The organism is Nocardia sp. GP40 (genome assembly GCF_050434125.1).
Lineage (GTDB): Bacteria > Actinomycetota > Actinomycetes > Mycobacteriales > Mycobacteriaceae > Nocardia > Nocardia albiluteola.
In genome coordinates this window covers 367,595-394,545 of the sequence record NZ_JBNPVW010000008.1, presented here as the reverse complement: position 1 = coordinate 394,545, position 26,951 = coordinate 367,595, and the positions used below count along the sequence as shown (strand labels likewise).

Below are 26,951 nucleotides of genomic sequence, written 5' to 3'. Positions count from 1 at the left end.
GAGATCAGTCCTCAGGGCCGAGGAGTGCCTGTGCACGCCTGGTGGCCCTCTCGCGAGGCGAGCCACCACGAGTAGGAAGTCGAACGTCTTGACGATCAACGAGAGCACCGGAACCGGAGCCAGGGCCAACATGGTTGGGGGAGTTTCGGATACGGGAATCAAGTCGTCGCTGGTGGACCGTCTGCAGGCCGGGCAGCCCTACGTGCTGGCCTTCGGTGGACAGGGGGCGCAGTGGCTGGGTGAACTCGAGGAGATCGGGCGTGACAGCGCCCTCGAGCCCGAGCTCACCGCCCTGGTGAACGAGGCCGCCGCGCTGCTGGCGCCGATTGCCTCGCAGTTGCTGGTGGTCCGGCCGATGGGCTTCGACCCGATCGCGTGGATGCTGGAGGACGAGCTCGCCGATACCGACGCCGGCGAGGTGTCCGCCGCCCCGGCCCCCCAGGTGCTGCGCTCGGCCGCCATCTCCATGCCAGGGGTGTTCCTGAGCCAGGTCGCCGCGCTGCGCGCGCTGCGGCTGCAGGGGCTGGATCCGGCCGAGCACGCGCCGGCCGCGGTGATCGGTCACTCCCAGGGCCTGCTGGCCGCGCGCGCCGCGCAGGCGAACGGCGCCCGCGACGCGGAGCTGCTGGGGCTGGCCCAGTTGATCGGCGCCGCAGCGACGCTGGTGGCCCGGCGACGCGGCCTGATCCCGGTCGGCGAGAAGTCGCCGATGGTGGCCGTCTCGCACGTGGATCCCGAGCAGCTGAAGGCGATCGTCGCCGAGGTCTCCCGGGGCGTCGATCCCGCCGCTGCCGCCGTGGTGTCCATCCGCAACGGCCGTCGCCGCGCGGTGCTCTCGGGCACCGTCGCCCAGCTGGACCGGGTTCGTCAGCGCTGCGCGGAGATCCACGACGAGCAGACCCGCGCCCGCGAGGCCAAGAAGCGCGGCGGCGCGGTGTTCGCGCCCGTCTTCGAGGATGTCGAGGTCGAGGTCGGCTTCCATCACCCCGCGCTGGCCGAGACCGTCGACATGGTGGTCGGCTGGGCCAAGCAGTGCGGCATCGAGGAGCAGCTCGCCGCCGACCTCACCCGGGCCATCCTGGTGGATCCGGTGGACTGGGTCGCGATCGTGGACGAGGCGATTTCCGATGGCGCGCAGTGGATGCTGGACCTGGGTCCCGGCGACCTGCTGAGCCGGCTGACCCAGGGCTCGCTGCGCGGCACCGGGGTCGGGATCGTGGCGGCCTCGACCCGCACGGGCCAGCGCGCCCTGTTCACCCCCGGCGCGGCGCCGGAGGTGTCCCCGGCGTGGGAGGCCTTCGCCCCCAAGCCGATTCGGCTGCCGAACGGGCGCGTGGTCGTCGAGACCGCGTTCACCCGGCTCACCGGCCGCTCCCCGATCCTGCTGGCGGGCATGACCCCCACCACGGTGGATGCGAAAATCGTTGCGGCCGCGGCGAATGCGGGCCACTGGGCCGAGCTGGCCGGCGGCGGGCAGGTCACCGAGCAGATCTTCGCCGATCGCGTCGCCGAGCTGAAGACGCTGCTGCACCCGGGCCGCGAGGTGCAGTTCAACTCGCTGTTCCTGGACCCTTACCTGTGGAAGCTGCAGCTGGGCGGCAAGCGCCTGGTGCAGAAGGCCCGCGCGGCCGGTGCGCCGTTCGACGGCGTGATCGTCACCGCGGGCATCCCCGAGCTCGACGAGGCCGTCGCGCTGATCGAGGAGCTGACCGAGGTCGGTATCGCGCACGTCGCGTTCAAGCCGGGCACGGTGGCGCAGATCCGCGCCGTGCTGCGCATCGCGGACGCGGTGCCGGACTACCCGGTCATCATGCACATCGAGGGCGGCCGCGCGGGTGGTCACCACTCGTGGGAGGACCTGGACGACCTGCTGCTGGACACCTACGCCGAGCTGCGCAACCGCGCCAACGTGGTGGTCTGCGTCGGCGGCGGCATCGGTACCCCCGAGCGCGCCACGGAGTACCTGACCGGCGAATGGGCTGCCGCGCACGGCTATCCGGTGATGCCGCTGGACGGCGTGCTGGTCGGCACCGCCGCGATGGCGACCCTCGAGGCGACCACCGCGCCCGAGGTCAAGCAGCTGCTGGTGGACACCCCCGGACATCCCGAGTGGGTCGGCGCGGGCACCGCCGTGGGCGGAATGGCCTCGGGCCGTAGCCAGCTGGGCGCGGACATTCACGAGATCGACAACGCCGCCTCCCGCACCGGCCGCCTGCTGGACGAGGTCGCGGGCAATGCCGACGCCGTCGCCGAGCGGCGCGAGGAGATCATCGCCGCGCTGAACGTCACGGCCAAGCCGTATTTCGGCGATGTCGCGGCCATGAGCTACCTGGAGTGGCTCGAGCGCTACGTCGAGCTCGCGGTGGGTCTGGATCGCCGCACCGACTTCGACTGCGGCGCGGACTTCTCCGAGGCCATCGCGGATGCCACCCGCTCGGTGTGGCTGGACATCACCTGGCGCGACCGCTTCGCGGAGATGGTGCGCCGCACCGAATCCCGCCTCAACCCGGCCGACCGCGGCGAGATCGCCACGCTTTTCGCCGACGACGCCGCGTTCGAGGCGCCCGTGCAGGCGATCTGCACGCTGAAGGAGCAGTACCCGGCCGCCGCGGACACCGTGCTGCACCCGGCCGACGTGCCGTTCTTCGTCGCGCTGTGCAAGACCCCGGGCAAGCCGGTCAACTTCGTACCCGTCGTCGACGGCGACGTGCGCCGCTGGTGGCGCTCGGATTCGCTGTGGCAGGCCCACGATCCGCGCTACGGCGCCGACCAGGTCTGCATCATCCCGGGCACCGTGGCCGTCGCGGGCATCACCCGCGTCGACGAGCCGGTTGGCGAGCTGCTGGACCGCTTCGAGCAGGACACCGCCCACACCCTCATCCGCGGCGGCGTGACGCCGCTGGCCGTGGATGGCCGCCGCCGCGCCGAGGTCACCGCGGGCGTCATCGACCTGGTGCTGGCCGCCCCCGACGTGCAGTGGGCCGGGCGCACCACCCTGAACCCGGTGCACCGCCTGGGCGATCTGGCCGAGTGGGCCGTGGACGGCCAGGGCGCGCACCACCCGCCGACCGGCGCCACCCTGGTCTCGATCGAGGGTCCCGACACCGACAACGCCTACGTCGAGCTGACCGTTCCGCTGCTGGGCGCCAACGCCGTTCGCATCCGGATCACCGTGCCGGCCTCGGCGTACAACGGTGGCGCGCCGGTCATCTCGCAGGACGACGCCGAGGCCGCCATGTCGGCGCTGCTGGCCGTCGCCGCCGGGAAGTCGCTGCCGGAGGTGAAATCCGGTGTCGCCCATGTGAATTTGGCCTGGAGCCCGGATCTGATCGCCGACCACGCCGGTGTCACCGGCTCGGGCCTGCCCGCGACGCTGAGCACCATCGGCCGCACCGTCCCGGACGTGCTGGTGGGCGCCTGCTGGCCCGCGGTCTTCGCGGTGCTGGGCGCGACCCGCACCGAGGCCGGGCAGCACGTCATCGAGGGCATGCTGGACCTGGTCCACCTGGACCACCGGATCGAGCTGGCCGGTGAGCTGCCCGCCGAGCACGCGGTGCTCGCCGTGCGCGCGGAGGCCGGCGAGGTCGTCGACACCGATATGGGCCGCGTCGCCGAGGTGCGCGTCACCGTCGGCGTGATGCGCGACCACGGCCTGGATACCCCGGCGGTGGCAAAGCTGACCGAGCGCTTCGCGATTCGCGGCCGCAACGGCGGCGGCGAGCTCTCCGACCCGCCACGCGCGGCCGGGACCGTCTCCGAGAATGCCATCGACACCCCGCGCCGCCGTCGTCGCGACGTGGTCGTCACCGCGCCCCGCGCGATGGCCGCGTTCGCCGCGGTGTCCGGTGATCACAACCCGATTCACACCTCCGCCAACGCCGCCAAGCTGGCCGGGCTGGGCAGCCCGATCGTGCACGGCATGTGGCTCTCGGCCGCCGCGCAGCACGCGGTGTCGGCCGTGGACCCCGAATCCGCCCTGCCCCCGCGGACTCTCACCGCCTGGACCACCCGGTTCCTGGGCATGGTCCGCCCGGGCGCGGAGATCGACGTGCGCGTGGAACGTGTTGCGGTGGACCAGGGTTCGGAGATCGTCGAGGTATCCTGCCGGATCGAGGGCGATCTGGTGATGACCGGCACGGGACGGCTGGCTGCGCCGAAGACCGTGTACGCATTCCCGGGCCAGGGCATTCAGACCAAGGGGATGGGTCTGGACGCCCGGGCGCGGTCCAAGGCCGCCAAGACGGTCTGGGAGCGCGCGGACAAGCACACCCGCGAGGCGCTGGGCTTCTCGATCCTGGCCGTCGTGCGGGACAACCCGACCTACCTCAAGGCCCGCGGCGTGGAGTACCGCCACCCGCACGGCGTGCTGCACCTGACCCAGTTCACCCAGGTCGCGATGGCGACCCTGGGCGTGGCGCAGGTGGCCGAGCTGCGCGAGGCCGGCGCCTTCGTCGAGGGCGCGATGCTGGCCGGGCACTCGGTCGGTGAGTACAACGCCCTCGCCGCCGTGGCCGGGGTGCTGCCGCTCGAGGCGGTGCTCGAGGTGGTGTTCCAGCGCGGTTCGGCCATGCACGAGCTGGTGCCCCGGGATGCCAAGGGCCAGAGCGACTATCGGATGGCCGCGATCCGCCCCTCGCAGATCGGGCTGCCCGACGCCGAGGTCACCGACTGGGTCAAGAGCATCGGCGATCGGGCCGGTGAGTTCCTCGAGGTCGTGAACCTGAACCTGCGCGGCGCGCAGTACGCGATCGCCGGCACGGTCAAGGGGCTCGAGGAGCTCGAGGCCGAGATCGAGCGCCGCCGTGCGGAATTCGGCGGCAAGCGGGCGTTCATCCTGGTGCCCGGCATCGACGTGCCGTTCCACTCGACCGTGCTGCGCAAGGGCGTTCCGGAGTTCCGGAACAAGCTCGAGGAGCTGCTGCCCGAGGAGCTGCATCCGGAGGTGCTGATCGGGCGCTACATTCCGAACCTGGTGCCCAAGCCCTTCTCGCTGGACCGCGATTTCGTGCAGGAGATCGCCGATCTGGTTCCCTCCGAACCGCTGTCGAAGGTGCTGGCCGACTTCGAGAACTGGGCGCAGCGCCCGTCCGAGCTGTGCCGCGTGGTGCTGATCGAGCTGCTGGCCTGGCAGTTCGCCAGCCCGGTGCGCTGGATCGAGACCCAGGACCTGCTGTTCGGCGACCCGGCCCAGGGCGGGCTCGGGGTCGAGCGGTTCGTCGAAATCGGCCTGGCCGCAACGCCGACCGTGGCGAACCTGGCCTCCAACACTCTCAAGCTGCCGCAGTTCGCCACCGCCAAGGTGGAGGTGCTGAACATCGAGCGCGAGGCCGGGGTGGTGTACTCCACCGACACCGATCCCGCGCCGGTGGACGAGCCGGAGGAGACCCCGGCCGAGACCGCCACCGCCGCAACGACTCCCGCTGCCGCGGCCCCCGCGGCCCCCGCGGCGGCCCCGGCGGCCCCGTCCGGCGGCCCCCGCCCGGACGACATCTCCTTCACCGCCGCCGATGCCACCCGCGTGCTGATCGCGCTGTGGACCAAGCTGCGGATGGATCAGATCGGACCGGTCGACACCATCGAGGGCCTGTGCGACGGCGTCTCCTCGCGCCGCAACCAGCTGCTGGTCGACCTCGGCTCGGAGCTGTCCCTCGGCGCGATCGACGGCGCGGCCGACGCCGACATGGGCGCGCTCTCCGCGACGGTCGAGCGCCTGGCCCGCACCTACAAGCCGTTCGGCTCGGTGCTCTCCGACGCCATCGGCGACCACCTGCGCAAGGTGTTCGGCCCGTCGGGCAAGCGCCCGGCCGCGATCGCCGAGCGCGTCAAGAAGGTCTGGGAGCTCGGCGACGGCTGGGCGCACCACGTCACCGCCGAGGTCTCGCTCGGCACCCGCGAGGGCGCCAGCATTCGCGGCGGCGACCTGGGCGGGCTGGTGTCCGGCGCGCTGGGCGACGGTGCGGCGGTAGACGCCGCGATCGACGCCGCGGTGCAGGCCGTGGCCGCACGCCGGGGCGTGGCGGTCTCCCTGCCCGCCGCCGGTGGTGGCGGGGGCGCGACCGTGGACGCGGCCGCGCTGGGCGAGTTCACCGAGCAGATCACCGGCCGCGACGGCGTGCTGGCCACCGCGGCCCGGGTTGTGCTCGAGCAGCTGGGCCTGGCCGAGCAGGTGTCCGCGCCCGAGGCGACCACCGACAACCTGGTGAATCTCGTTGCCGCCGAACTGGGTTCGGACTGGCCGCGGCTGGTCGCGCCCGCGTTCGACGCCCGCAAGGCGGTGCTGATCGACGACCGCTGGGCTACCGCCCGCGAGGATCTGGCCCGGCTGTGGCTCGCCGACGACGCCGACGCCGCGCAGGATTCGGTGCAGGGCTTCCTCGGCGCGGGCAAGGCCGTTGCCGCACAGGCGAACTGGTGGCGTCAGCGCGCGATGAGCGAGGCCCGCTCGGTGCTGGCCGGACGGTACGAGCGCATCGCCGAGGCCGCGCTGAGCACCGATAAGGCCGGCGAGTGGTCCAGCGACATCGCCGTGATCACCGGCGCCAGTAAGGGTTCCATCGCCGCCTCGGCCGCCGCGCGGCTGCTCGGCGGCGGCGCGACGGTCATCGTCACCACCTCCACGCTGAACGACGCCCGCCTGGGCTTCTACAAGCAGCTCTACCGCGACAACGCCCGCCGCGGCGCCGCCCTGTGGGTGGTGCCCGCGAACATGGCCTCCTACGCCGATGTGGACGCGCTCATCGAGTGGGTAGGCACCGAGCAGGTCGACAATGCCGGTGGCGCAAAGGTTCTGCTCAAGGAGGCGATGACCCCGACGCTGCTGTTCCCGTTCGCCGCGCCGCGCGTGGCCGGTGACCTCTCCGATGCCGGCGCCCGCGCCGAAATGGAGATGCGGGTGCTGCTCTGGTCGGTGGAGCGGCTCATCGGCGGCCTGTCCGCGATCGGCGCGGACCACGATGTCGACGCGAAACTGCATGTGGTGCTGCCGGGTTCGCCCAACCGCGGCATGTTCGGCGGCGACGGCGCCTACGGCGAGTCCAAGGCCGCCCTGGACGCGGTGGTCGGCAAGTGGCGCGCGGAGAAATCCTGGGCCGCGCGGGTGACCCTGGTGCACGCGCTGATCGGCTGGGTGCGCGGCACCGGCCTGATGGGCGGCAACGACCCGCTGGTCGAGGCCGTGGAGAAGGCCGGGGTGCACACCTGGTCCACCGACGAGATGGCCGATGAGCTGCTGAAGTGGTGCACCGGCCGGGCCCGCCTGGTCTCCGGCACCGGACCGCAGCAGATCGACCTGACCGGCGGCCTGGCCGGGGCGAAGCTGGATCTGCCCGAGCTGGCCAAGCAGGCCCGCGAGCAGGCCGCGGCCGACGACGACGCGCAAGACGTTGCGGCGCCCACGATTGCGGCGCTGCCCGCCCCGCCGACGCTGAGTTCGAAGCTGCCGACCCCCGAATGGGGTTCGGTCACCGCGGATCTCGCCGACATGGTCGTGATCGTCGGCGCGGGCGAGCTGGGCCCGTGGGGTTCGGCGCGCACCCGGTTCGAGTTCGAGGTCGAGGACAAGCTCTCGGCCGCGGGCGTGCTGGAGCTGGCATGGACCACCGGCCTGGTCGCCTGGGAGAACGATCCCAAGCCGGGCTGGTACGACGTCGAATCCGGTGAGTACGTCGAGGAATCCGAGATCGCCGAGCGCTACCACGACACCGTCGTGGAGCGGTGCGGCGTGCGCCGCTACGGCGACGACGGCGCCATGATCGACAACGCCGCGCCGCTGCTCACCTCGGTATTCCTGGACAAGGACCTGACCTTCGTGGTCAGCGACGAGGCGCAGGCCCGCGCGTTCCACGCCGCGAACCCGGAGCAGACCGTCATCACGCCGGTCGAGGGCTCGGGCGACTGGCAGGTGACGCGCAAGGCGGGCACCGAGATTCGCGTGCCGCGCAAGGCCAAGCTCTCGCGCACGGTCGGCGGTCAGATCCCCACCGGCTGGGATCCGACCAAGTGGGGCATCTCCGCCGACATGGCCGCCTCGATCGACCGGGTGGCGCTGTGGAACATCGTGTGCACGGTGGACGCGTTCCTGTCCTCGGGCTTCAGCCCGGCCGAGCTGATGAGCTGGGTGCACCCCTCGCTGGTGGCCAACACCCAGGGCACCGGCATGGGCGGCATGAGCTCGATGCGCTCGCTGTACATCGACAACCTGCTCGGTGAGCCGCGCGCCAACGACATCCTGCAGGAGGCCCTGCCCAACGTCGCCCTGGCGCATGTGGTGCAGTCCTACGTCGGCAGTTACGGCGGGATGATCCATCCGGTCGCGGCGTGCGCGACCGCGGCGGTCTCGGTCGAGGAGGGCGTGGACAAGATCCGCCTCGGCAAGGCCGATGTCGTGGTGGCCGGTGGCTACGACGATCTGGGCATCGAGGGCATCGTCGGCTTCGGTGACATGTCCGCCACCGCGGACTCGGCGGCCATGAGCGCCAAGGGAATCAGCGACCGCTACTTCTCCCGCGCCAACGACCGTCGCCGCGGCGGATTCGTCGAATCCCAGGGCGGTGGCACGGTGCTGCTGGCCCGCGGTGACGTCGCGGCCGAGATGGGCCTGCCGGTGCTGGGCGTGATCGCGTTCGCGCAGTCGTTCGCCGACGGCGTGCACACCTCGATCCCGGCCCCCGGGCTGGGCGCGCTGGGTGCGGGTCGCGGCGGCCGGGAGTCCAAGCTGGCCGCGGCGCTGGGCAAGCTCGGCGTCACCGCGGACGACATCGCGGTGATCTCCAAGCACGACACCTCCACGGGCGCAAACGATCCCAACGAGTCCGAGCTGCACGAGCGGCTCGCCACGGCCATCGGACGCTCCGAGGGCGCGCCGCTGTTCGTGGTGTCGCAGAAGTCGCTCACCGGCCACGCCAAGGGCGGCGCGGCGGCCTTCCAGATGATCGGCCTGTGCCAGGTGCTGGAGCAGGGCGTCATCCCGCCGAACCGCAGCCTGGACTGTGTCGACGAGAAGATGGCCGAGTACCCGCACCTGGTGTGGGCGCGCGAGCCGCTGCGCTTCGGGGACCGGTTCGCGCTCAAGGCCGGCCTGGTCACCTCGCTGGGCTTCGGCCACGTGTCGGGCCTGCTGGCGATCGTGCACCCGCAGGCGTTCCTGGCCGCGATGGACCCCGAGCGGCGCGAGGACTACCAGCGCCGGGCCCAGCAGCGTCAGCTGGACGGGCGGCAGCGGTTCACCGAGGCGATGTGCGGCGGGGCGCCACTGTACGAGCGCCCGGCGGATCGTCGTCTCGGCGGCGAGGGCACCCCGGCCAAGGAGTCCCGTCAGCTCGAGGCGGACGTGCTGCTGTCGGAGCAGGCGCGGCTGGGCTCCGACGGGCTGTACCTGGCTCAGGGCTCCTGCAGCACAGGCGAACTCGCGCAGTAGATGAACACCAGGCGGCGCCGCTCACCAGACAGTGGGCGGCGTCGCCGTGCATGTGTACCGCGGCCCAGCGCCGATCCCGTAGGGTCGGTTACGGGCCGCGGCCGGAACCGACCCGCACAACCCTGTGTTGCTGCACCACCCCCGCATCACACATCCGTACCCAGACAAGGAGCTTGTACGCCTTGACGATCCTCGGTATCGGCCTGGATTTGGTCACCATCTCCGAATTCGCCGAACAGCTCGATCGCGCCGGCACCACCATGCTGCGCGAGAGTTTCACCGCCGGCGAGCGACGCTACTGCCAGAGCAAGGGCACCGACCCCGCGCGCAGCTACGCCGCGCGCTGGGCGGCAAAGGAGGCGGTGCTGAAGGCGTGGGCCACCTCCCGCTTCGCCCGGAGCCCGCAGATCGGCGACAACCCCTATCCGCTGATCGAGGTCGTCAACGACGCCTGGGGCCGGCCCAGCATCAAGCTGCACGGCCTGGCAGCGGACTTCCTCCCGCGCGTTCGCGTCCATCTGTCCCTCACCCATGACGGCGATACCGCCGCCGCCATGGTGGTCCTGGAGGATCCGGGCGAGCTGGCCGACCTGATCCCCTGAGCCCGGCCGGGTGCCCCGTTCAGTCGTGGTCCGGGTCGGACGCGGATGATCCCGCGGCTGCCTCGGCGCACGCGGCCATCGTGATCGGCCGCATCCGCGGGTAGTCATACCCATAGCGCACTGCTTTAGCCGAACAGCACCAGGCCGCTCGGGATGATGACGAGGGTTGTTGTTCCCACTCAGTACACCAGATCGTCCCAGGGGATCCGGATAGGGAAAGGATGGATCGTCTCGATCGCGTCATGGGTCTCGGGTGCCCATTCGTCGACCTGATAGTAGTTGGCAGGATGCAGAAGAGTGACCCCCGCTGGCAACGGGGGAGCGCCTACCGCACGGGTATAAGCGCGGACCTTCTCGATGCGCCGAGGGCCGTGGCCGATGACCACCTCCCAGTACCAGGGGATTCCACCGGCAGCGTAGCGCGCCTTCTTTTCCTCGATCTTGACTTGTGTGTTCGCTGGGGAAAGCACCTCGCCGACGAGGACGACATCCTGCGCGTAGATCCAGTCGAATTCATCATCCAGGCATCGAAAGGCCATGAAATCGGGCGTTACGAAGCTGGATCTGTCCTGGTTGAAGAAGATGTTCGATTCTCCGGTGGCTCGCCAGCATGGCCCCAGTGACTTGGCAGTAATGTGCCGGGTGATCGTACGAAGTGCCTGGACAAAATTATGCGAATAGACCTGGTGCTCATCAGTTGAACGATGCGCGATGATCTCGTCTGCGATCCAGACCGGACGACCATCCTGCAGTTCGATGTATTGCGCAATCTCCTCCGGCAGAGCCTCATAGGCTGTCCAGGTCATCATCTCGGGAAGGTCCGGCGATGCGAGGTGCGGGATCGGCATGGCCTCATGCTAGCGAGCTTCACCGACACCTTCCGCGTGTCAGGCCTGCGGCTCGCGCTGTCCCCCCGACCGGGACTCCTTCTCCGCGACCAGCAGATACGCCACCATCAACCGCTTGAGTTCGCCCACCGCGTCCTCGTGCCGCAGCCCGTCCTGCACGGAGAAATTCAGCATCGAATACACCACGTGCACCAGCACCTGCGCCATCATCGAGCGGCGGCCGCGGGGGGTGCGGGGCATCAGGGGGCGCAGCATCCCCTGGACGACCTCGGCGAATTCCTTCTCGTGGATGGTGCCGGTGGCCCGGGTGGACGGGGTGGACTGCATCGCCAGCCACACCTCGCGCCGGGACGGGTCGGTCATCCACAGGTCGGCCATGTGGTCGACGAATCGGTTCATGTGCCGCAGCCAGTCCATGGACGGGATTTCGCCGTGGAAGTCCGACAGCTCCCTGGTCACCGCGACCAGATCCTGGCGGTTCAGCTCACACACGATCACGTATTTGTTGGCGAAGAACTGGTAGAGCGTGCCGATCGGTACCTCGGCGCGGGCGGCGACCTCCTCGCAGGTGAACGACTCGAATCCGACCTCTACCAACAATTCTCGCGACGACTGGAGCAACGCGTCGAACTTGCGCTTGCTGCGTTCCTGGGTGGGGCGGCGCCGGGGCATGAGTTCCTGCGGATCGTCCTGTAACTCCAACGCGGGGTCCGGACGTCGGTTCGACCTCGTTGCCGCTCGCGCTTCCACCACGACTATCAGGCTAGCGGTAGCGACACGCTGATGACACGCGGCTGCGCCGTCGGATACCGGTTTTGTTGCACCCGGGTACCCATCCGGACCGCAAACCGCGACGAAGACATACCGAGTAGGCGTACCTCTGCGCACATTTCACCAGCACATCGAAAGGCGTGATCTGTGGTTGCTCGATCCGTGGTGTCCTTCGGTGTTTCCACCGAACGCGGCACCGTCCACGCGGTGGCACTATCCGACGACGAGGCCAAGCTGCCGGACCGGCTGGTCATCCAGCGCACATTCCGATTCGGCGGGGGCCGGGCCAACCTACCGCGGGCGGTCGAGGCGGCCCTGGAGGCCCTGGCCGACGAGATCGGCCCGGACCGGGAGATCGCCGGGGCGGCAGTGACATACCGCGATGCCGCCGAGCGCCGCACGATCGTCACGGGCCTGGCCGAGGGCCCGTGGCGGACGGCCTCGCTGGTGTCGGCGAAGTCGTCCCATCTGGCGCTGGCCCGGGCGATGCCGTGGACGGCCGAATTCGATCATCTGCTGATGTGCGAGGCGGTGCCGGGCTATCAGTGCTTCACGCTGATCTCGCCCGAACGCGATCGGGTGGTGGCGGCGATCACGGGGACCGGCTCGATGGTCAGCGAGGAGACGATGCGTCCGGCGGTCACGGCGGCCCTGGATCAGTTCGCGGCGGCCGGCGTGGAGCCCGAGGCCGTGGTGATGATCGGTTCGGCGGCAAGCGATCCGGTGGTTACGGCCGCGCTGATGTCGGGGTTCGGCGTGCCGATCATCCCGAGCAAGGTGGCCTCGGCCGCGGCGGCGGTCGGTGCCGCGCTGATCGTGCAGCCGGCGTCGGTGGATCTGTTCGAGCAGGAGCGCTCGCGGATGTCGCGGGGCGTCGGGGCCCTGGTCACGGCGGCGAGCGTGCTGGTCGGCGGCGCGGTCGCGGGCGGCATCTACGAGGCGACGGCGGGCTCGCATCCGGCCACCGCCCCGGTTGCCGACGCCCGGGCCGCGGCGCAGTCCGACCGGGTGGCGCCGGTGGAGCAGCCCGCGCCGCAGTCCGAATCCGAGGCCGACCAGGGCACACGGATGCGGTCTCCGGCGGCGAAGGCACCGGGTCGGCGGGCGAAGGTCCCAGGCACGAGCGAACCGGCCACCGTGGCGTGGGGGCCGAACGGCCGGCATTCGCACGGGCTCGAGCTGGGCAACGCGGCGTCGGACCAGGCCGCGGGCACGCGGACCTCGGGTGCATCCGGTTTGGTGGTTCCCGATCCGATGAACCCGGTGGGGCCGCTGAATCGGTCGCTGCTGTTCAAGGGCGAGTCCGCGCCGCCGCAGCTCGGCTCGCCGCAGTTCGCCGGGTGGTGGGACAACCACTGGCGGATGATGGTGCTGTGGGCCGCGGAGATGATGCCGCGCGCCTGAGCGGGAGGTGGCCCGGCCCCGTCGAAGGGGCCGGGCCGCACTGCCTTTCGGCTCGGATTACACCGCTACCCCGGCTACACCGACAGGTCGCGGCGCAGCTTGGCGACGTGGCCGGTGGCGCGCACGTTGTATTGGGCGACCGCGATCTTGCCCTCCTCGTCGACGAGGAAGGTGGAGCGGATCACGCCGGTGATCTTCTTGCCGTACATCATCTTCTCGCCGAAGGCGCCCCAGGCAGTGAGCACCTCGCGGTCGGGATCGGACAGCAGCGGGAAGGTGAGCTGCTCGTTGTCCCGGAATTTGGCCAGCTTGGCCGGCTTGTCCGGGGAGATGCCGACGACGTCGATGCCGGCGCCGTCCAGCTCGGCCAGGTTGTCGCGGAAGTCGCACGCCTCCTTCGTGCAGCCGGGGGTGCTGGCCGCGGGGTAGAAGTAGACGATCACCTTGCGGCCGCGGTAGTCGGCCAGGGACACCGGCTTGCCGTCGGCATCGGGGAGGGTGAAGGCGGGCGCGGTATCGCCCGGACTGAGTCGAGAGTTCTCGGTCATGCCCAGCACGGTAGCTCACCGCGCCGACATGATCGGTCAGGGTGCGCCTCGCACCGGCGGGCCCGGAGGAGGCAGCGAAGTGTAACCACGCAGGGCCCTCGGAAGCGGCGCCATCGGACACCGCGGAGGCAGCGGAGCGTAACCACGTAGGCCCCCGATCATGTCGGCATGGGTACGGCCACGGATAGACTCGTCGCCAGCCAAGGCACGCCCTACCGGACGAATTCAGGAGATAACGTGGCGAAGGATACCGAGAGCATCGAGCGGGAGATCGAAGCCGCGCGTAACCGGCTCGCGAACACACTCGACGAGCTCGCGGTTCGGGCCGACCCCCAGCGGATCGCCGACAAGACCAAGCATGCCGTGCTCGCAAAGCTCAACGAGCCCAAGGTGAAGTACAGCCTCATCGGCGCGGGGGCCGTGGTCGTCGGATTGACGCTGTACCGGATCTTCCGCCGCTGACACGGCGCGATGCCGCCTAGCGGAAAACAACGGCCCCGAAACAGCGGCCCGAAAACACAACACCCGGTGTGGCGCAATATCGCCACACCGGGTGTTGTTTGTTCAGGGCCGGATTACCGCGTCGGGCAGGCCATTCCGGTGTTGTTGGGGTCGAGGTACGGCGCGTAGCCGGGCTCGCCCTTGAACAGCGGCGCCTTACCGGCCCTGCGGACCTCGTCGCAGTTCTTGTAGACCGGTCCGCCGACGGATCCGGTCTGAGTCAGGCTCGACGAGCCGAAGGAGCCGATGAGATCGTCGATGCTCGACGATCCGGTACCGGCCGAACCCGAGGGGATATTGGGTGAGGCGGCGAGTGCGGAGGGGGCGAGCGGGGCGGCGATGGCCATCCCCGCGCCCACGGTCACGATGAGCCTGCGAACGTTCATGTATTCCTCGTTGTATTTTTTGTATTTGCTGCGGTTGACGGGGCGGACCAACCGGCACTCCCCACGGTGCTCGGGCCGGAACCACCGAGTCTACTGTTCTGATGGCGTGCCCTGTTGTCAACCGCAGCCTACCGGGGCGGCTATTCTCCCAGCCCTTTCCCAGACAGGTGCACCGCCGGGATCGTGCCCATGCGCCCGGCGTTGAAATCCTCGATGGCCTCGATGATTTCGCTGCGCGTGTTCATCACGAACGGGCCGTACTGGACGACGGGTTCACGGATCGGTTGCCCGCCGAGCAACAGTGTCTCGAATGCGCCGGACGGGGTGTCCTGCCGCTCGTCGGCGGTCACGGTGATCGACTCGCCGGGTCCGAAGACCGCGAGCTGTCCCTCCCGGATCGGCACCCCCTCCGCGCCTGCGGTCCCGCTGCCGGACAGCACGTAGACCATCGCCGAATACGGTTGCGGCCAAGGTGTTTCCAGCCGCCCGCCGGGCGTGATCGAGGCGTGCGCGTACACGATCGGGGTGTGGGTCGAGCCGGGCCCGTCGTGGCCGCCGAGCTCACCGGCGATGATCCGCACCAGCGCGCCGCCGTCGTGCGAGCTGACCAGCGTCAGTTCACTCGCCCGCAGATCCTGGTAGCGCGGCGCCGACATCTTCTGTGCGCGAGGCAGATTCACCCACAGCTGGATGCCGTGGAATTCTCCGCCCGCGATGACGAGGTCCTCGGCGGGCAATTCGTCGTGCAGGATGCCGGACCCGGCGGTCATCCACTGGGTGTCGCCGGGGCCGATGGTCCCGCCGCCGTCGTTGGAGTCGTGGTGGACCATGGTGCCGTCGAGCATGTAGGTGACCGTCTCGAAGCCGCGGTGCGGATGCCACGGCGCGCCCTTGGCCTCGTAGGGCTCGTAGGCGACCGGGCCCATCTGGTCGAGCAGGATGAAGGGATCGGCCGAGCGCAGATCGACGCTCGGGAACGGGCGGCGTACCTCGAAGCCCGCGCCCTCGCGCTGGCGGTGGGCGGTGGTGACGGTGCGTACGGGGCGCTGCCGCGCGGGCTCGGCGGGGCGCGGCAGCCGGGGGAGTACCAGGATATTGTCGACGGTGATGGCTGGCATGGTGCCCTCCTCGGTGCAGTTAGTGTCCATGTCAACCAATTGCTCGCTAGGATAATTCCCATGGTGCGGTGGCTCGACGACGACGAACAGACGACCTGGCAGGCGTACATCCGGCTGCGGCAGCGGATGGACTCCGCGCTCGCGGCCGGACTGGCGGGCGACGGGGTATCGGCGCCGGACTACGAGGTGCTGGTGGCGCTGTCCCAGGCACCGGACGATCGCCTGCGCGCACGGGATCTGGGCGCGGAGATCTGCTGGGACAAGAGCAGGCTGTCCAAGCACCTGGCCCGGATGGCCGCGCGGGGGCTGGTCGAGCGCACCCCCGCCGCCGACGACGCGCGCGGGGTCCTCGTATGCCTGACCGCGCACGGCCGCGAGGTGCTGCAGCGCGCGGCACCCAACCATGTCGAGCTGGTGCGGCGGCTGTTCATCGATGAGATGAGCGATGAGGAGGTCAAGGCGCTGCGTTCACTGGCGGACCGGGTGAGCGCGGCCGCCGAGGAGAGGTCCGAGGTCGACCTCGGATGAATGTCGCGCCCGCGCGCCCGATACCGGCCTCGGCGCGGCGCGTGGATTGCCCGGGATCGCCGGTGGCGCTGAGTGTTACCTCCGCGCCGGGCCGTCGTCGGTCCAGGGTTTGACCGGCGGCTTCACCCACAGGATCTTCTCGTCGGTGTGATCGCGTTGCGCCGCGGGATGATTCGGATTGCGGGCGGCCCAGGCATCCTTCTCGTCCAGCAATTGCGCGGCCGCGGACCAGGTTTCGCCGGTGCTCGGGGGATTGGTGTCCGCGGCCCGGGCCAGCTTGCGCCGGACCGGGTCCGGCATGGCCAGCAGCTCGGCCCCGGTGACGCCGCGCTGCCAGATGTAGGCCGCCAGGCGCCGCGCCTTCTCGGCGCGGCCCTTGGCCGCGAAGTCGGAATGCGCGTAATCGGGCATCTGAGGCCGTATTTCAGGGTTGTGCCAGGCCGTGGCGGTAGGCGTAGCGGACGGCGTCGGCACGGTTGCGCGCGCCGATCTTGGCGAAGACGTTGTTGATGTGCGTCTTGACGGTCGTCTCCGAAATGTAGAGTGCCCCGGCGATTTCGGCGTTGGACAGGCCCTGTCCGATCAGGCCGATCACCTCCGCCTCCCGCGCGGTCAGCCCGTCCGGCCTGGGTGTCCGGGGCTTCGGCGTTGCGGACGAGGGGTTTTCGCCCGCGGATTCGCCGTCGGAGCGGGGACGGTGAGCCGACGGAGCTTGCGGAGTCGGTGGGGTGGGTGGGCTCAGCGCGGCCACCAGCCGCTGCAGGACGGTCGCGTCGAAACTGGACTGCCCGGCGGCCGCGGCCCGGATGGCCGCGGCGATCTCGGTGCGCCCGGCATCCTTGGTGAGATATCCGCGTGCCCCCGCCCGCAGCGCGCCCGCGATGGACGCATCGTCGGAATAGGTGGTCAGCACGATCACCCCGGTGCCCGGATGCTCGGTGGTGATCCGGCGGGTGGCCGCCACCCCGTCCAGCACCGGCATGCGCAGATCCATGAGTACGACCTCGGGGGTCAGCTCGGCCACCGCGCGCACGGCCTCCTCGCCGTTCCCGACCGCGCCGACGACCCGCACGCCGTCGACCAGACCCAGCAGCGCGACCAGGCCCTCGCGCATGACCTGCTGGTCGTCGGCGACGAGCACCCGGATCTCGGTGCCGGGCTGAGTCATTCGGGTACCTCCGCGGTCACCTGCCAATCGCGGCCGTCGCGTCCGAGTCCGGCGGACAGGGTGCCGCCGACCAACGCGATTCGCTCGCGCATTCCGGTCAGACCGTACCCGCCGCCGCCGTTCGCCGCGCGGATTGCCCCCGCGCTACTCGCACCGTCCACGATCGGATTGCGCACCGACAGCCGCACCTTGTCCGGTGCGAAGGTCAGCGCGACCGTCACCGGCGCGCCGGGCGCATGCTTGCCCGCATTGGTCAGCGCCTCGCGCGCGGCCCGCAGCAGCGACACCACCGCCGCGGAGGGCAGCGCCCGCGCCTCGCCGTCGACCAGGCACTCCACGGTCAGCCGGTGGTCGCGGCGGTAGCTCTCGACCAGCCCGCGCACCGCCTCGGGCAGCGGCGGCACATCCTCGCGCAGGGCGGCCACCGCGCCGCGGGCCTCGATCAGGCCGTCCAGCGCCAAGCGGTGCGAGCGGCGCACGTGGGTCAGGGCGGCGGCCACATCGCCCTTCTCGCTGAGCAGGCCCTCGGCGACCTCGAGCTGCACGGTCAGCGCGCCCAGCGAATGCGCCAGCACGTCGTGCATTTCGCGGGCGATGCGGGCGCGCTCGTCCAGTGCGGCGGCGCGCGCGTGTTCCTGCTGGGCCAGGCGGGTCTGCTCGAGCAGGAGCTCGGTCTGGTATGCCCGCAGCCGGTACTGACGGCGGTAGAGCCCGGCCAGCAGGCCGATGGCCCCGGCCCCGACTGCGGTCAGGATGTGGCTCGCCGTCAGCCCGGCGAGCAGGCAGCTGACGATCAGGACCCCGGCGGTCGCGGCGACGATCGAGAGCACCACCTTCGTGCGCACCACGATCTGCTGGGCGAGCAGGCTGACGGCCACCCACAGCTGGATGACCGGGGCGCTGACGTTGGCGGGGTCGGGCCACCTGCCCGTCGAGACGGCCGAGAGCAGCGCGCAGCCGATCAGGGCGCCCGCCGCCAGCCGATGCCAGTTGCCCTCGCACAGTGCGTACAGCAGCCAGCAGGCGAACGCGGCGCCGAAGGTGATCCACAGCCACAGCGGTACCGGGTCACGGTGGTTGTACATCAGGTTGAACGCGAGCAGTACCGTCCCGATCATCCGCAGCAGCGGGCTCGTCTCCGGATCGCTGCCGAGTAGCAGCCGTGCGTTGCGCCGTAGCGTGTGCGTCATCGCGCTCCTCGTGGATGGGTGCGCCCCGTATTCTCGCCGCCGGCCGCCGGGATCGCAGGCATGGAAGGCGGTCGTGCGGTCGGGACGGTGAGCCGATGGAGTTTGCGGAGTCGGTGGGCGGGGGCAGCGCTGGGGCAGGGGCGGGATCGGGTGGACCCGTCGACCCTATGCCGCGCGCGAGGGCGTGGAACCAACCGGCGATGGAAGTCCCGAGGTGGAGATCGGGTGTCTGGACCCCCGGGTGGAGATCGGCGATTCCATCTTCGCGCCGACGCCGCGCGAGCTCGACGGAAATAGCGTTCACGGCATACCTACTTCAGCGTTCAGGGGAGCATCCGATGTCCGAAATCGCAGGCGCCGCAGCAATTCCGGTGGTGCCGCGCACCGCCCGATTGCGGTCGGCGGCGCCCATGGCGGCCAATGTCGCACTGCCGGTGGCGATTTACTACGTGCTCGTCGGGATCGGGTTCAGCAGCTTCGCCGGGTTGCTGTGGTCGACGGTGGTCTCGGCGCTGTGGGTGATCGTGCCCGCCGTGCTGCGCCGCCGGTTCGACGGCCTGTCCGCATTCGTCTTCGCGGTCAACGCCCTCGGGCTGGGGCTGGCGCTGCTGAGCGGCAGTGCGCGCATGATGCTGGCCAAGGATCCGATCATCGATGTCGTTATCAGCGCGCTGCTGCTGGCCAGCTGCGTGTTCGGGCGACCGGCGATGTTCGGCATCTCGCGGCGCCTGCACGCGCCCGGGCCGGATTCCGCGCACAGCTGGGATGCGTTGTGGCGCAACAATGCCCATGTGCGCCGCGTGTTCATGATTTCGACGCTGGTGTGGACCACGGCCTTCGCGCTGGTGGCGGTGCTGCGTTTCCTGGTGATCTTCACGCTGCCGGTCTCGGTGGCGGTCGCGCTGACGAATCCGGTGGAGTACGCGGTGCTGGGGGTCGTGTTCGTCTGGAGCATGCGAAATCGCAAGCGGATGAACATCAGTGGGCTGCTCACGAATCAGTGATTGCCGCATTCCGGGGCCGGGCCGCATGGTCCGGCCCTGCTCGGGTGCTCACTCGGGTATTCACCACGCGGCGGGGCGAACCCTCCCCGGGGTGACGACATGGGCCAGGGCGTTGCGCAGCGCGGTAACGGTTTCCGGGCCGAGCGCTGCGGTCCAGCGTTCCGCGAACGCGGCCAGCGCGGCGTCGGAAGCGCGGGTCGCGGCCCAGCCGCGCTCGGTGAGGGTGATCAGCCGGGCGCGCGCGTCGTGCGGATGCGGATTACGTTGTGCGTAGCCCTTTTTCACCAGTTCCTCGACCAGCTGGCTGGCGGCCTGCTTGGTGACGGCGAGGTGTTCGGCGATCTCGCCGACCGTGGCGCCGTCGGGGGCCATCCGCACGAAGGCGAAACCGTGCGCTGGGCGCAGATCGGTGAAACCGGCCGCATGCACGCCGGCGTTGGCGGCGTCGGTGACCTCTGCGGCGGCCGCCAGGAGCAGCAGTGGCAGGTCCGGGGCGAGCGGGTAGGCGGGCATGGGGTGAATCTTGGCACTTGACAGATTGGTCAACAAGCTTGACTATTATGGTCAAGTAGATTGACCAATTGAAGGAGAGTTTCGATGCCCGTCATTCGTGCCGCCGAGGCCGAGGTCCATCAGATGCACAACGCCCGATTCACCTCCTACGCCCGCCCCGGCACCGGCAGTGCCGAGCTGTGCGTGTGGCGGCTGGATATCGATCCGGAGTCGCAGGGGCAGCCGCACCGCGTGCTGCGCGAGGAGGTGTTCGTCCTGCTCGAGGGTGAGGTGGTGATGACGATCGACGGTGTGGCGAATTCGCTGGGTGCGGGGGATGCCGCCATCGCGCCCGCCGGAGCGGTGATCCGTGTGGACAACCCGGGTGCGGGGCGCGCGGGAGTCCTGGTGACCGTGCCGGTCGGGTTCTGGGGTGAGCTCCCGGACGGCACCCGCATCACACCGCGCTGGGTGAGCTGAGTCCGTCCGGCGGCGGTGCGCCCCGCCGGCGCATCCGTGCGAATATTTCTTTCATTGAAACCCCTTGGGACCATCTTTCTATTTCTTTGAATAATCTCGGTGTTTCAATGAAAGAAATGCGCGATGCAATCAATGAAATCTCGTCCCCATTGTTGGGAAATGTTAAACTTTCGGACACGAATCATTATTCAAATTTCACTGTTCTGAAATATTTGTGCGGCCGAATGAATCGGCAACAATCGGTGCCGCCGTGCCGTCTGTGCGGTGGCACCGTGGGTCAACGAAAGGTTCTAGGTCGTACCTGATGAGGAAATTTACCGCGTGTGCAGTGCTGGCGGTCGCCGCCGTCGGCATCGCCTCCGCGCCCGCATATGCCGCACCGCCCGCACCGCCCGCACCGGCGACGCCGGCCGCCCCGGCCCCGTTCTTCAAGAATATTCCGGCGTCTCAGACTGTCGTCGTCAATGGCGTGCACTATGAGCTCGACCGTGCCGCTGGTTCGGCGGTCCTGAAGGCGGCCGACGGCACCTTCGCGCGCCAGGGTGACAGCCTGACGATCGCCGATGCCAAGGGGCAGGTCGTGGACTCCGTTCCCCTGGTGTACCGCAAGGACAACACCCAATTCCCGATCAACGCGGACATCTCCGCCCATGCGGTGCGTCTGACTCCGCAGACCACGGGCGGCACTCCAGTGGCTCAGCCGATCTCGGCGGATGCGCTTGCCCACCTGAGGCCGGTGTCGCAGGTCAAGCCGAAGGACCTCGACGCGAAGGCCGTCGACGAATCCTTCAGCCCGCGTGACCAGCAGGAGCTTTCGGCGTTCGGTAGCCGCGCGACGATCTCCAGCCTGGTCGGCGCCGTCGTCGGCGCACTGATCGGCGTGACGGTCGGCTGTATCGCCGGCGCCGTCGCTGTCGGCGCCATCTCGGCCGCGGTTTCAGCGCTGCTGGCGGGTCTGCCGGGTGCGATTATCGGTTGCGTCGCGGGTGTCGCCACTGTGGGCAGCGCCGGCGCGCTACTCGGCACCATCCTGGTCGGGGGCCCGATGATGCTGTGGTCGGCGTACCAATACTTCAGCACCATCAACTCGCCGTGCACCACCCCGGGTGGGTTCTGCACGAACCCGCAGTTTCCGCCGGCTCCCGCTCCGAAGCACTGATGCCGCTGTGGTGACGCCGTAACCAGTTGCGGTGACAACGATGGGCGGGCTCCTGGAAGGGGGCCCGCCCATCGCGGTACCCGAGGCCGGACCGCCGGGCTCGCCCGATGAGGTCACTGAAACCGCCACCTGTAACCCCTCTCGCTATCTACTGTTAGGCGTGGTCATGCGCTGGAGGTGGATGCGGAAGGCGGCGGCAGATGGCCGGACGGCCGGAATCCGGCGAGGATCCGCGGGCCCGGGAGCTGCGCTTGGTGGCTGGTGAGACCTACCGGGACTGGGAGTCGATCTACCGCGACAACGCGACCTGGGTGTACGCGTTGATGGTGGGCAAGGTCGGCAACCGCCCGGATGCCGAGGATCTCACCGCGGAGGTGTTCACCGCGGCGCTGCGGCCGCTGCGGGTGCAGGCCAGCGTGCCCGAGGTGCGGGCGTATCTGCGCGCGACCGCGCGGACGGTGCTGGCGGAGTACTGGCGGACCCGGATGGGCCGCGAAATCACCACGATAGACCCCGATTTCGCGCCGGAGCCGCCGCCCGAACCAGCGGAGCAGGAGGGTGTGCGGGCCGCGGTCCGGGCCCGCGCGCTGCTGGACGGGCTGCCCGAGCGCTATCGGCGCATCCTGGAATTACGCTTCCTGCAGGGACTTTCGGTCCGCGATTCGGCGGACGAACTGGGTGTGAGCGTCGCCAACGCGAAGGTGCTGCAGCATCGGGCCCTGCATATGGCGGCGCAGGAGAGTGCGGGAGGTGCACGGTGACCGGTCGAGACATCCGGCGATACGTGGAGGATCTGCTGTCCGGGCGCCGTCCGCGCGGCTTCACGCCCGGCGAGGAAGAGGCCGAGCAGATGCGGGTGGCGATCGCCCTGCGTGCGGCCCGGTTCGGCGCGGATGCCCCGAGCGAGGAGTTCCTGGCCGGACTGCGGCAGCGGCTGGCCGGTGAGTTCGGCGAATCCTCCCGTCCCCCTGAGACTTCCACGCCACCTCCGCGGCGCCGGCAGGTGCTGATCGGCGGTTCGATCGCGGCCGCGGCGGCCACCGTCGGCGGCGTCGTCGACCATGCCCTGACGTCCGGGGGGCACGGGCCCGCGACCCCGTCGCAGGCGCAGCAGACGCTGGTACCCAGGAACGGGGCGTGGCGGCCGGTCGCCGCCGCCGAGGACGTGCCCGAGGGCGCCACCGTCGCCTTCGATGCAGGCACCGTCAGCGGATTCGTGCACCGCCGCAACGGAATCCCCTATGCGCTCTCGGGCATCTGTACCCATCAGGGGTGCAAGCTGTGGCTGGACGGTCCGGCCGACCGCCTGCGGTGCCCCTGTCACTCCACCTCCTTCGGTATCGACGGCGCGGTGCGCACGCATCAGCTCCCCATCGCCCCCGCGCCGCTGCCGCGGCTGGAGATACGTGAAATCAACGGCACGATAGAGGTTTTCGTGCCCGCGGAACCGGCCTGAGTCGCCCCGTGTAACCCGGGCCCGTATCTCCTAGTGACAGCGTTTCGCGACGAGGCGGACGCTCACCGTCGACCGGTGCCCGCAGCGGTGCGGGTGTCTTCGTCCCACGATGGAGAACTCGGATGAGACAATTCGCGAACAACCGGCGGGTCCTGGTGGCCGGCCTCGGCGCGATCGCGCTGGTGGCGGCCCTGGGCGCCTGCGGATCGAGTGCCACCGGCCCCGCCGCGGAATCCACACTGGCCTTCCCGCCGGGCACGGCGACACCGGGCTTCGTGCCGAACGGCAGTGCCGCGCCCCTGCTTCCGGCCTCGGGCATGCCGAGTATGCCGGGAATGCCCACCGCGACAACGGCTTCCGCGCCCGTCAGGGGTACCGCGGTGGCGATCCAGAACTTCGCCTTCGCGCCCGCCACTTTGTCGGTAAAGGTGGGTACGACGGTCACCTGGACCAATCGCGACGAGGAGCCGCATACCGTCAGTGCGCAGAACGGCAGCTTCCACTCGCCCGGAATGGGCACGGGCGCAACCTATTCCTTCACCTTCACCCATGCGGGCAGCGTCGACTACGTGTGCACGATTCATCCGTTCATGCACGGCACCGTGGTGGTGACGCCGTGAACGAGAAGGATCCCCAGACGATGACACGGCGCCAATTGATCAGGCATTCGGCCTGGTTCGGTGCGGCGGTGGGCCTGGCCGTGGTCGGCGGCGAGGTCGTCTCCCAGGTTGCCGGTGCGCCGGAGGCGATCGCGGCCCCGCGCCCGGACCTGCGCTTCGCCCAGATCAGCGACAGCCACATCGGTTTCCAGGGCACGGCCAACGCGGATGTCGCCGCCACCTTCACCGAGGCGATCGGGCAGGTCAATGCGCTGGGCTACCAGCCCGATTTCGTCATCCACACCGGCGATCTCACCCATCTGGCCACGCCCGCGCAGTTCGATCAGGTGTATCAGATGCTGAACGGCCTGCACACTCCGCACGTGTTCACCGTTCCGGGAGAACACGATTCGACCGACGACGCCGGGCAGAAGTATCGCTCGGTCTTCGGCCGGGGTACTCGCGGCGACGGCTGGTACAGCTTCGATATCGCCGGAGTCCATCTGATCGGCCTGGTGAACACGCTGAATCTGCGGAACCTCGGGCATTTGGGCCCGGACCAGCTGGATTTCGTCCGCAAGGATGTGGCCGGCCTGTCCTCGGACACGCCGATCGTGGTATTCAGCCACATCCCGCTGTTCGCCATGTATCCGCAATGGGGCTGGGGCACCGACGATGCCGCGCAGGTGCTGAGCTATCTGCGCCGGTTCTCCTCGGTCACGTGCCTCAACGGCCATGTGCACCAACTGTTCACCAAGACCGACGGCAACATCACCTTCTACAGCGGCACCACCACGGCCTATCCGCTGCCGAATCCCGGCGCCGGACCCGCGCCCAAACCGGTGACGCTCCCGTCCGGGAAACTGCATGCGGCCCTGGGGATTCGGGAGGTGACGTTCCAGCGGGGGCAGCATGCCCTGGCGATCAAGGACGAGCGCCTGGCCTGACCCTTCCCGCCGCCGGTCCATCACCCGGGAACCCGCAAACCGCGGAGGGGGTTACGGCCGTAGCGTACCGCAACGTCCTGGGCTGAGAAGGACAGGCACGAGGGGGCTGGACCGGCATCCGCATGCCCGAGCGAGTCTGGAGGCCGGGTGGCGATGCGACCGTACGCTAGCATCACGCAATAGTTGTTGTTTGCACTGCCGGATCGAGGTGCGGATTCGGAGCGGGCGGCCAGCCGGGTGCGATGCCGCCCGCCGCGAACAGGCAGGATGGTGGTACCCGGTATCGGCGACGAAGGGTTTTGCTATGCAACATAGCGGCGGGGTGGCGGTCGAATCCGCCGACGAGATCACCGATGCCCTGCTGACGGCCTCGCGGCTGCTGGTGGCGCTGTCGGCGCGCTCGCTGGCCCAGGTCGACGAGTCGATCACCATCGCCCAGTTCCGGACGATGATGATCCTGTCCTCCCGCGGCCCGGTCAAGGTCGCCGCGCTGGCCGCGATCCTGAATGTGCAGCCCTCTACCGCGACCCGGATGGTCGACCGCCTGGTGGCCGCCGAGCTGATCGACCGCCGGCCCAACCCGAATTCCCGCCGCGAATTGATCCTCGAGCTGACCGCGCGCGGCCGCGAGATCGTCGACGCGGTCACTGCCCGCCGCCGCGAGGAGATCGCCGCCGTGGTCGCGAAGATGCCCGAGGCCGACCGCCACGGGCTGGTGCATGCCTTGACCGCGTTCACCGCGGCCGGCGGGGAGTTGCCCACCGCTCTCGAGGCCGAGGGATACCAGGTCTAGCGCGGCCCGGGAGCGTCGAGGGGCTACTTCTCGTCCAACTCGATGGCCAGCGCCGGGCACACCCGGGCGGCCTCGCGCACGGAATCATGGAGTGCGACAGGCGGTTCGGCCTGTAGCAGCAGTACGATTCCGTCCTCGTCCCGCTGGTCGAAGATGTCCGGAGCGAGCATGACGCACTGCCCGGATCCGATGCATTTGTGCTGATCCACAACAACTTTCATGGCCGAGCTCCTTACCAGGTGACGGGGAGCGAGTGGACGCCGTACACGACCATCTCGTGTTTGAACGACACGTCTTCGAACGGAATCGCCAGCGCCAGTTCGGGTATCCGCCGGTACAGCGTGCCGTAGACGACGTGCAGTTCCATCCGAGCCAGCGGCTGGCCGAGGCACTGATGCACGCCGTACCCGAAGGCCACATGATGGCGAGCCCGGCGGTGGATGTCGAGGCGGTCCGGATCCGGAAACGCGGTGGCGTCGCGGTTTCCGGCGTCGTTGGCCAGGATGATGCCCTCGCCAGCCCGGATCGTGTGCCCACCGACCTCGACATCTTCGGTGGCTACCCGGCGCCGGCCGGTGTGCACGATGGTGAGATACCGCAGCAGTTCCTCGACCGCGTTGGTGATCAGCGCCGGGTCGTCGGTCTCGCGCAGCTCCGCGAGCTGATCCGGGTGCTGGAGCAGCGCCAGGGTGCCCAGCCCGATCATGTTCGCGGTCGTCTCGTGCCCGGCGACCAGCATCAGCAGCGACATGTCCGCGACCTCGGCGGCGGTCAGCTCGCCGGCCGCGAGCTGCTCGGAGACCAGGTGGCCCATCATGTCGTCGGTCGGCGACTGCCGTTTGGCCGCAACGAGATCCGACAGGTACGAGCGCAGTTGATCGGTGGCCTCGATCGCCTCCTCGACGGGGGTGGTGGTGTCGATGAGCTTGCGGCTGCACGACTGGAAGAATTCGTGGTCGGCGTACGGCACGCCGAGCAGTTCGCAGATCACCAGCGAGGGCACGGGCAGCGCGAATGCGGTGACGAGGTCGGTCGGCCTGGGCCCGGCGAGCATGTCGTCGATCAGTCCGTCGACGATCTGCTGCACCCGCGGGCGCATCGCGGTGATCCGCTTGACCATGAAATTCCGGGTGAGCATCATGCGCAGCCGGGCGTGCTCGGGATCGTCCATCGCGATGAACGAGCGAAAGCTGCGGCGCCGCTGGGCGATCGAGGCGGACTGGAGCGGATATCCCGGCGTGAGCGCGTCGGCGCTGAATCGCGGGTCGGCCAGCACGGCCCGCTGTTCCTCGTAGCCGGTGACCAGCCAGGGCGTGTCGCCGTTCCAGATCCGCACCCGGTCGACCCGGTCGCGTTCGCGCAGCGGCGGGGGCGGATCGAACGGGCACTTCGCGGCCCGGGACATGGGGAAGGTGGGTAGGGATTCGGTCATCGGGGACCCCCAAAAGTTACCAAACGAATGTTTACTAACATTGGTCAGAATAGTCAATCCGGTTCTGTTGAGCAATGATTCGTGACGCGTGCACGATCCCTGGCGGGCCG

At 69.6% G+C, this 26,951-nt stretch carries 24 protein-coding genes; 13 read left to right on the top strand and 11 right to left on the bottom strand.

Annotated elements, in window-relative coordinates; all coding sequences use genetic code 11:
• Positions 1-88 precede the first annotated feature (88 nt).
• Together ABH933_RS25360 and acpS are read left to right on the top strand one after the other, a co-directional pair.
• Complete coding sequence (locus tag ABH933_RS25360) at positions 89-9,415, top strand: fatty acid synthase subunit beta domain-containing protein (RefSeq protein ID WP_429420914.1); 9,327 nt, start codon at positions 89-91, stop codon at positions 9,413-9,415.
• Positions 9,416-9,597: 182 nt separating this feature from the next.
• Positions 9,598-10,017: a holo-ACP synthase AcpS gene (acpS, locus tag ABH933_RS25355; protein WP_215917404.1), complete on the top strand. Its 420-nt coding sequence runs from the start codon at positions 9,598-9,600 to the stop codon at positions 10,015-10,017.
• Between the two features lie 179 nt (positions 10,018-10,196).
• On the opposite strand, the gene ABH933_RS25350 is transcribed toward acpS, so the two are convergent.
• Positions 10,197-10,865, bottom strand: a complete 669-nt coding sequence (locus ABH933_RS25350) for a Uma2 family endonuclease (RefSeq protein WP_429420916.1) — start codon at positions 10,863-10,865, stop codon at positions 10,197-10,199.
• Positions 10,866-10,904: 39 nt separating this feature from the next.
• Positions 10,905-11,537 (bottom strand): TetR family transcriptional regulator, encoded by a 633-nt coding sequence (locus ABH933_RS25345; protein ID WP_429421376.1) that lies wholly within the window; start codon positions 11,535-11,537, stop codon positions 10,905-10,907.
• A 246-nt stretch (positions 11,538-11,783) separates the two neighbouring features.
• On the opposite strand from ABH933_RS25345, the gene ABH933_RS25340 reads away from it, so the two are divergent.
• Complete coding sequence (locus ABH933_RS25340; RefSeq protein WP_429420918.1) at positions 11,784-13,040, top strand: hypothetical protein; 1,257 nt, start codon at positions 11,784-11,786, stop codon at positions 13,038-13,040.
• 74 nt (positions 13,041-13,114) lie between these two features.
• Here the strand turns inward: ABH933_RS25340 and bcp are convergent, their stop codons facing one another.
• The gene (bcp, locus tag ABH933_RS25335) at positions 13,115-13,588 is read right to left on the bottom strand and encodes a thioredoxin-dependent thiol peroxidase (protein ID WP_429420920.1); all 474 of its coding nucleotides are present in this window, start codon (positions 13,586-13,588) and stop codon (positions 13,115-13,117) included.
• 237 nt (positions 13,589-13,825) lie between these two features.
• Here bcp and ABH933_RS25330 point away from each other — a divergent pair, with 237 nt between their 5' ends.
• Positions 13,826-14,050: a DUF3618 domain-containing protein gene (locus tag ABH933_RS25330; RefSeq protein WP_215917408.1), complete on the top strand. Its 225-nt coding sequence runs from the start codon at positions 13,826-13,828 to the stop codon at positions 14,048-14,050.
• Positions 14,051-14,163: 113 nt separating this feature from the next.
• Here the strand turns inward: ABH933_RS25330 and ABH933_RS25325 are convergent, their stop codons facing one another.
• Positions 14,164-14,475: an excalibur calcium-binding domain-containing protein gene (locus ABH933_RS25325; RefSeq protein WP_215917409.1), complete on the bottom strand. Its 312-nt coding sequence runs from the start codon at positions 14,473-14,475 to the stop codon at positions 14,164-14,166.
• 140 nt (positions 14,476-14,615) lie between these two features.
• Positions 14,616-15,593, bottom strand: coding sequence for a pirin family protein (locus tag ABH933_RS25320; RefSeq protein ID WP_429420923.1), 978 nt, complete (start codon positions 15,591-15,593; stop codon positions 14,616-14,618).
• Positions 15,594-15,653: 60 nt separating this feature from the next.
• On the opposite strand from ABH933_RS25320, the gene ABH933_RS25315 reads away from it, so the two are divergent.
• Positions 15,654-16,121, top strand: coding sequence for a MarR family winged helix-turn-helix transcriptional regulator (locus ABH933_RS25315; protein WP_215917411.1), 468 nt, complete (start codon positions 15,654-15,656; stop codon positions 16,119-16,121).
• Between the two features lie 75 nt (positions 16,122-16,196).
• Here the strand turns inward: ABH933_RS25315 and ABH933_RS25310 are convergent, their stop codons facing one another.
• Genes ABH933_RS25310 through ABH933_RS25300 form a run of 3 tightly spaced genes read right to left on the bottom strand, consistent with a single transcriptional unit; the run spans position 16,197 to position 18,479 of the window.
• Complete coding sequence (locus ABH933_RS25310; RefSeq protein ID WP_429420925.1) at positions 16,197-16,532, bottom strand: hypothetical protein; 336 nt, start codon at positions 16,530-16,532, stop codon at positions 16,197-16,199.
• Positions 16,533-16,545: 13 nt separating this feature from the next.
• On the bottom strand, positions 16,546-17,289 hold the full coding sequence (locus ABH933_RS25305) for a response regulator (protein ID WP_429420927.1): 744 nt from the start codon (positions 17,287-17,289) through the stop codon (positions 16,546-16,548).
• Positions 17,286-18,479: a sensor histidine kinase gene (locus tag ABH933_RS25300; RefSeq protein WP_429420929.1), complete on the bottom strand. Its 1,194-nt coding sequence runs from the start codon at positions 18,477-18,479 to the stop codon at positions 17,286-17,288. The genes ABH933_RS25305 and ABH933_RS25300 overlap by 4 nt, the downstream gene beginning before the upstream one ends.
• Before the next feature lie 338 nt (positions 18,480-18,817).
• On the opposite strand from ABH933_RS25300, the gene ABH933_RS25295 reads away from it, so the two are divergent.
• On the top strand, positions 18,818-19,483 hold the full coding sequence (locus ABH933_RS25295; RefSeq protein WP_429420931.1) for a VC0807 family protein: 666 nt from the start codon (positions 18,818-18,820) through the stop codon (positions 19,481-19,483).
• Positions 19,484-19,543: 60 nt separating this feature from the next.
• Here the strand turns inward: ABH933_RS25295 and ABH933_RS25290 are convergent, their stop codons facing one another.
• Positions 19,544-19,996 carry a MarR family winged helix-turn-helix transcriptional regulator gene (locus ABH933_RS25290; RefSeq protein ID WP_429420933.1) on the bottom strand — a complete coding sequence of 151 codons (453 nt, stop codon included), beginning with the start codon at positions 19,994-19,996 and terminating at the stop codon, positions 19,544-19,546.
• Positions 19,997-20,080: 84 nt separating this feature from the next.
• Between ABH933_RS25290 and ABH933_RS25285 the strand changes: the two genes are divergently transcribed.
• The 7 genes from ABH933_RS25285 to ABH933_RS25255 all read left to right on the top strand — a co-directional run bounded on the left by ABH933_RS25285 (position 20,081) and on the right by ABH933_RS25255 (position 25,409).
• Positions 20,081-20,455 carry a cupin domain-containing protein gene (locus tag ABH933_RS25285; RefSeq protein ID WP_429420935.1) on the top strand — a complete coding sequence of 125 codons (375 nt, stop codon included), beginning with the start codon at positions 20,081-20,083 and terminating at the stop codon, positions 20,453-20,455.
• Positions 20,456-20,759: 304 nt separating this feature from the next.
• Entirely contained in the window at positions 20,760-21,614 is an 855-nt protein-coding gene (locus tag ABH933_RS25280; RefSeq protein WP_429420937.1) for a hypothetical protein, read from the top strand.
• A 200-nt stretch (positions 21,615-21,814) separates the two neighbouring features.
• On the top strand, positions 21,815-22,375 hold the full coding sequence (locus ABH933_RS25275; RefSeq protein ID WP_429420939.1) for an RNA polymerase sigma factor: 561 nt from the start codon (positions 21,815-21,817) through the stop codon (positions 22,373-22,375).
• Positions 22,372-23,070 carry a Rieske (2Fe-2S) protein gene (locus tag ABH933_RS25270; RefSeq protein ID WP_429420940.1) on the top strand — a complete coding sequence of 233 codons (699 nt, stop codon included), beginning with the start codon at positions 22,372-22,374 and terminating at the stop codon, positions 23,068-23,070. The genes ABH933_RS25275 and ABH933_RS25270 overlap by 4 nt, the downstream gene beginning before the upstream one ends.
• Positions 23,071-23,192: 122 nt before the next feature.
• A complete protein-coding gene (locus ABH933_RS25265; RefSeq protein WP_429420942.1) occupies positions 23,193-23,690 on the top strand; it encodes a plastocyanin/azurin family copper-binding protein in 498 nt (165 codons plus the stop codon).
• 20 nt (positions 23,691-23,710) lie between these two features.
• Positions 23,711-24,616, top strand: coding sequence for a metallophosphoesterase family protein (locus ABH933_RS25260; RefSeq protein ID WP_429420944.1), 906 nt, complete (start codon positions 23,711-23,713; stop codon positions 24,614-24,616).
• Between the two features lie 304 nt (positions 24,617-24,920).
• Positions 24,921-25,409, top strand: coding sequence for a MarR family winged helix-turn-helix transcriptional regulator (locus ABH933_RS25255; RefSeq protein WP_429420946.1), 489 nt, complete (start codon positions 24,921-24,923; stop codon positions 25,407-25,409).
• A gap of 23 nt (positions 25,410-25,432) precedes the next feature.
• Here the strand turns inward: ABH933_RS25255 and ABH933_RS25250 are convergent, their stop codons facing one another.
• On the bottom strand, positions 25,433-25,630 hold the full coding sequence (locus tag ABH933_RS25250; RefSeq protein ID WP_429420948.1) for a ferredoxin: 198 nt from the start codon (positions 25,628-25,630) through the stop codon (positions 25,433-25,435).
• A gap of 11 nt (positions 25,631-25,641) precedes the next feature.
• On the bottom strand, positions 25,642-26,841 hold the full coding sequence (locus ABH933_RS25245; RefSeq protein WP_429420950.1) for a cytochrome P450: 1,200 nt from the start codon (positions 26,839-26,841) through the stop codon (positions 25,642-25,644).
• Positions 26,842-26,951 lie beyond the last annotated feature (110 nt).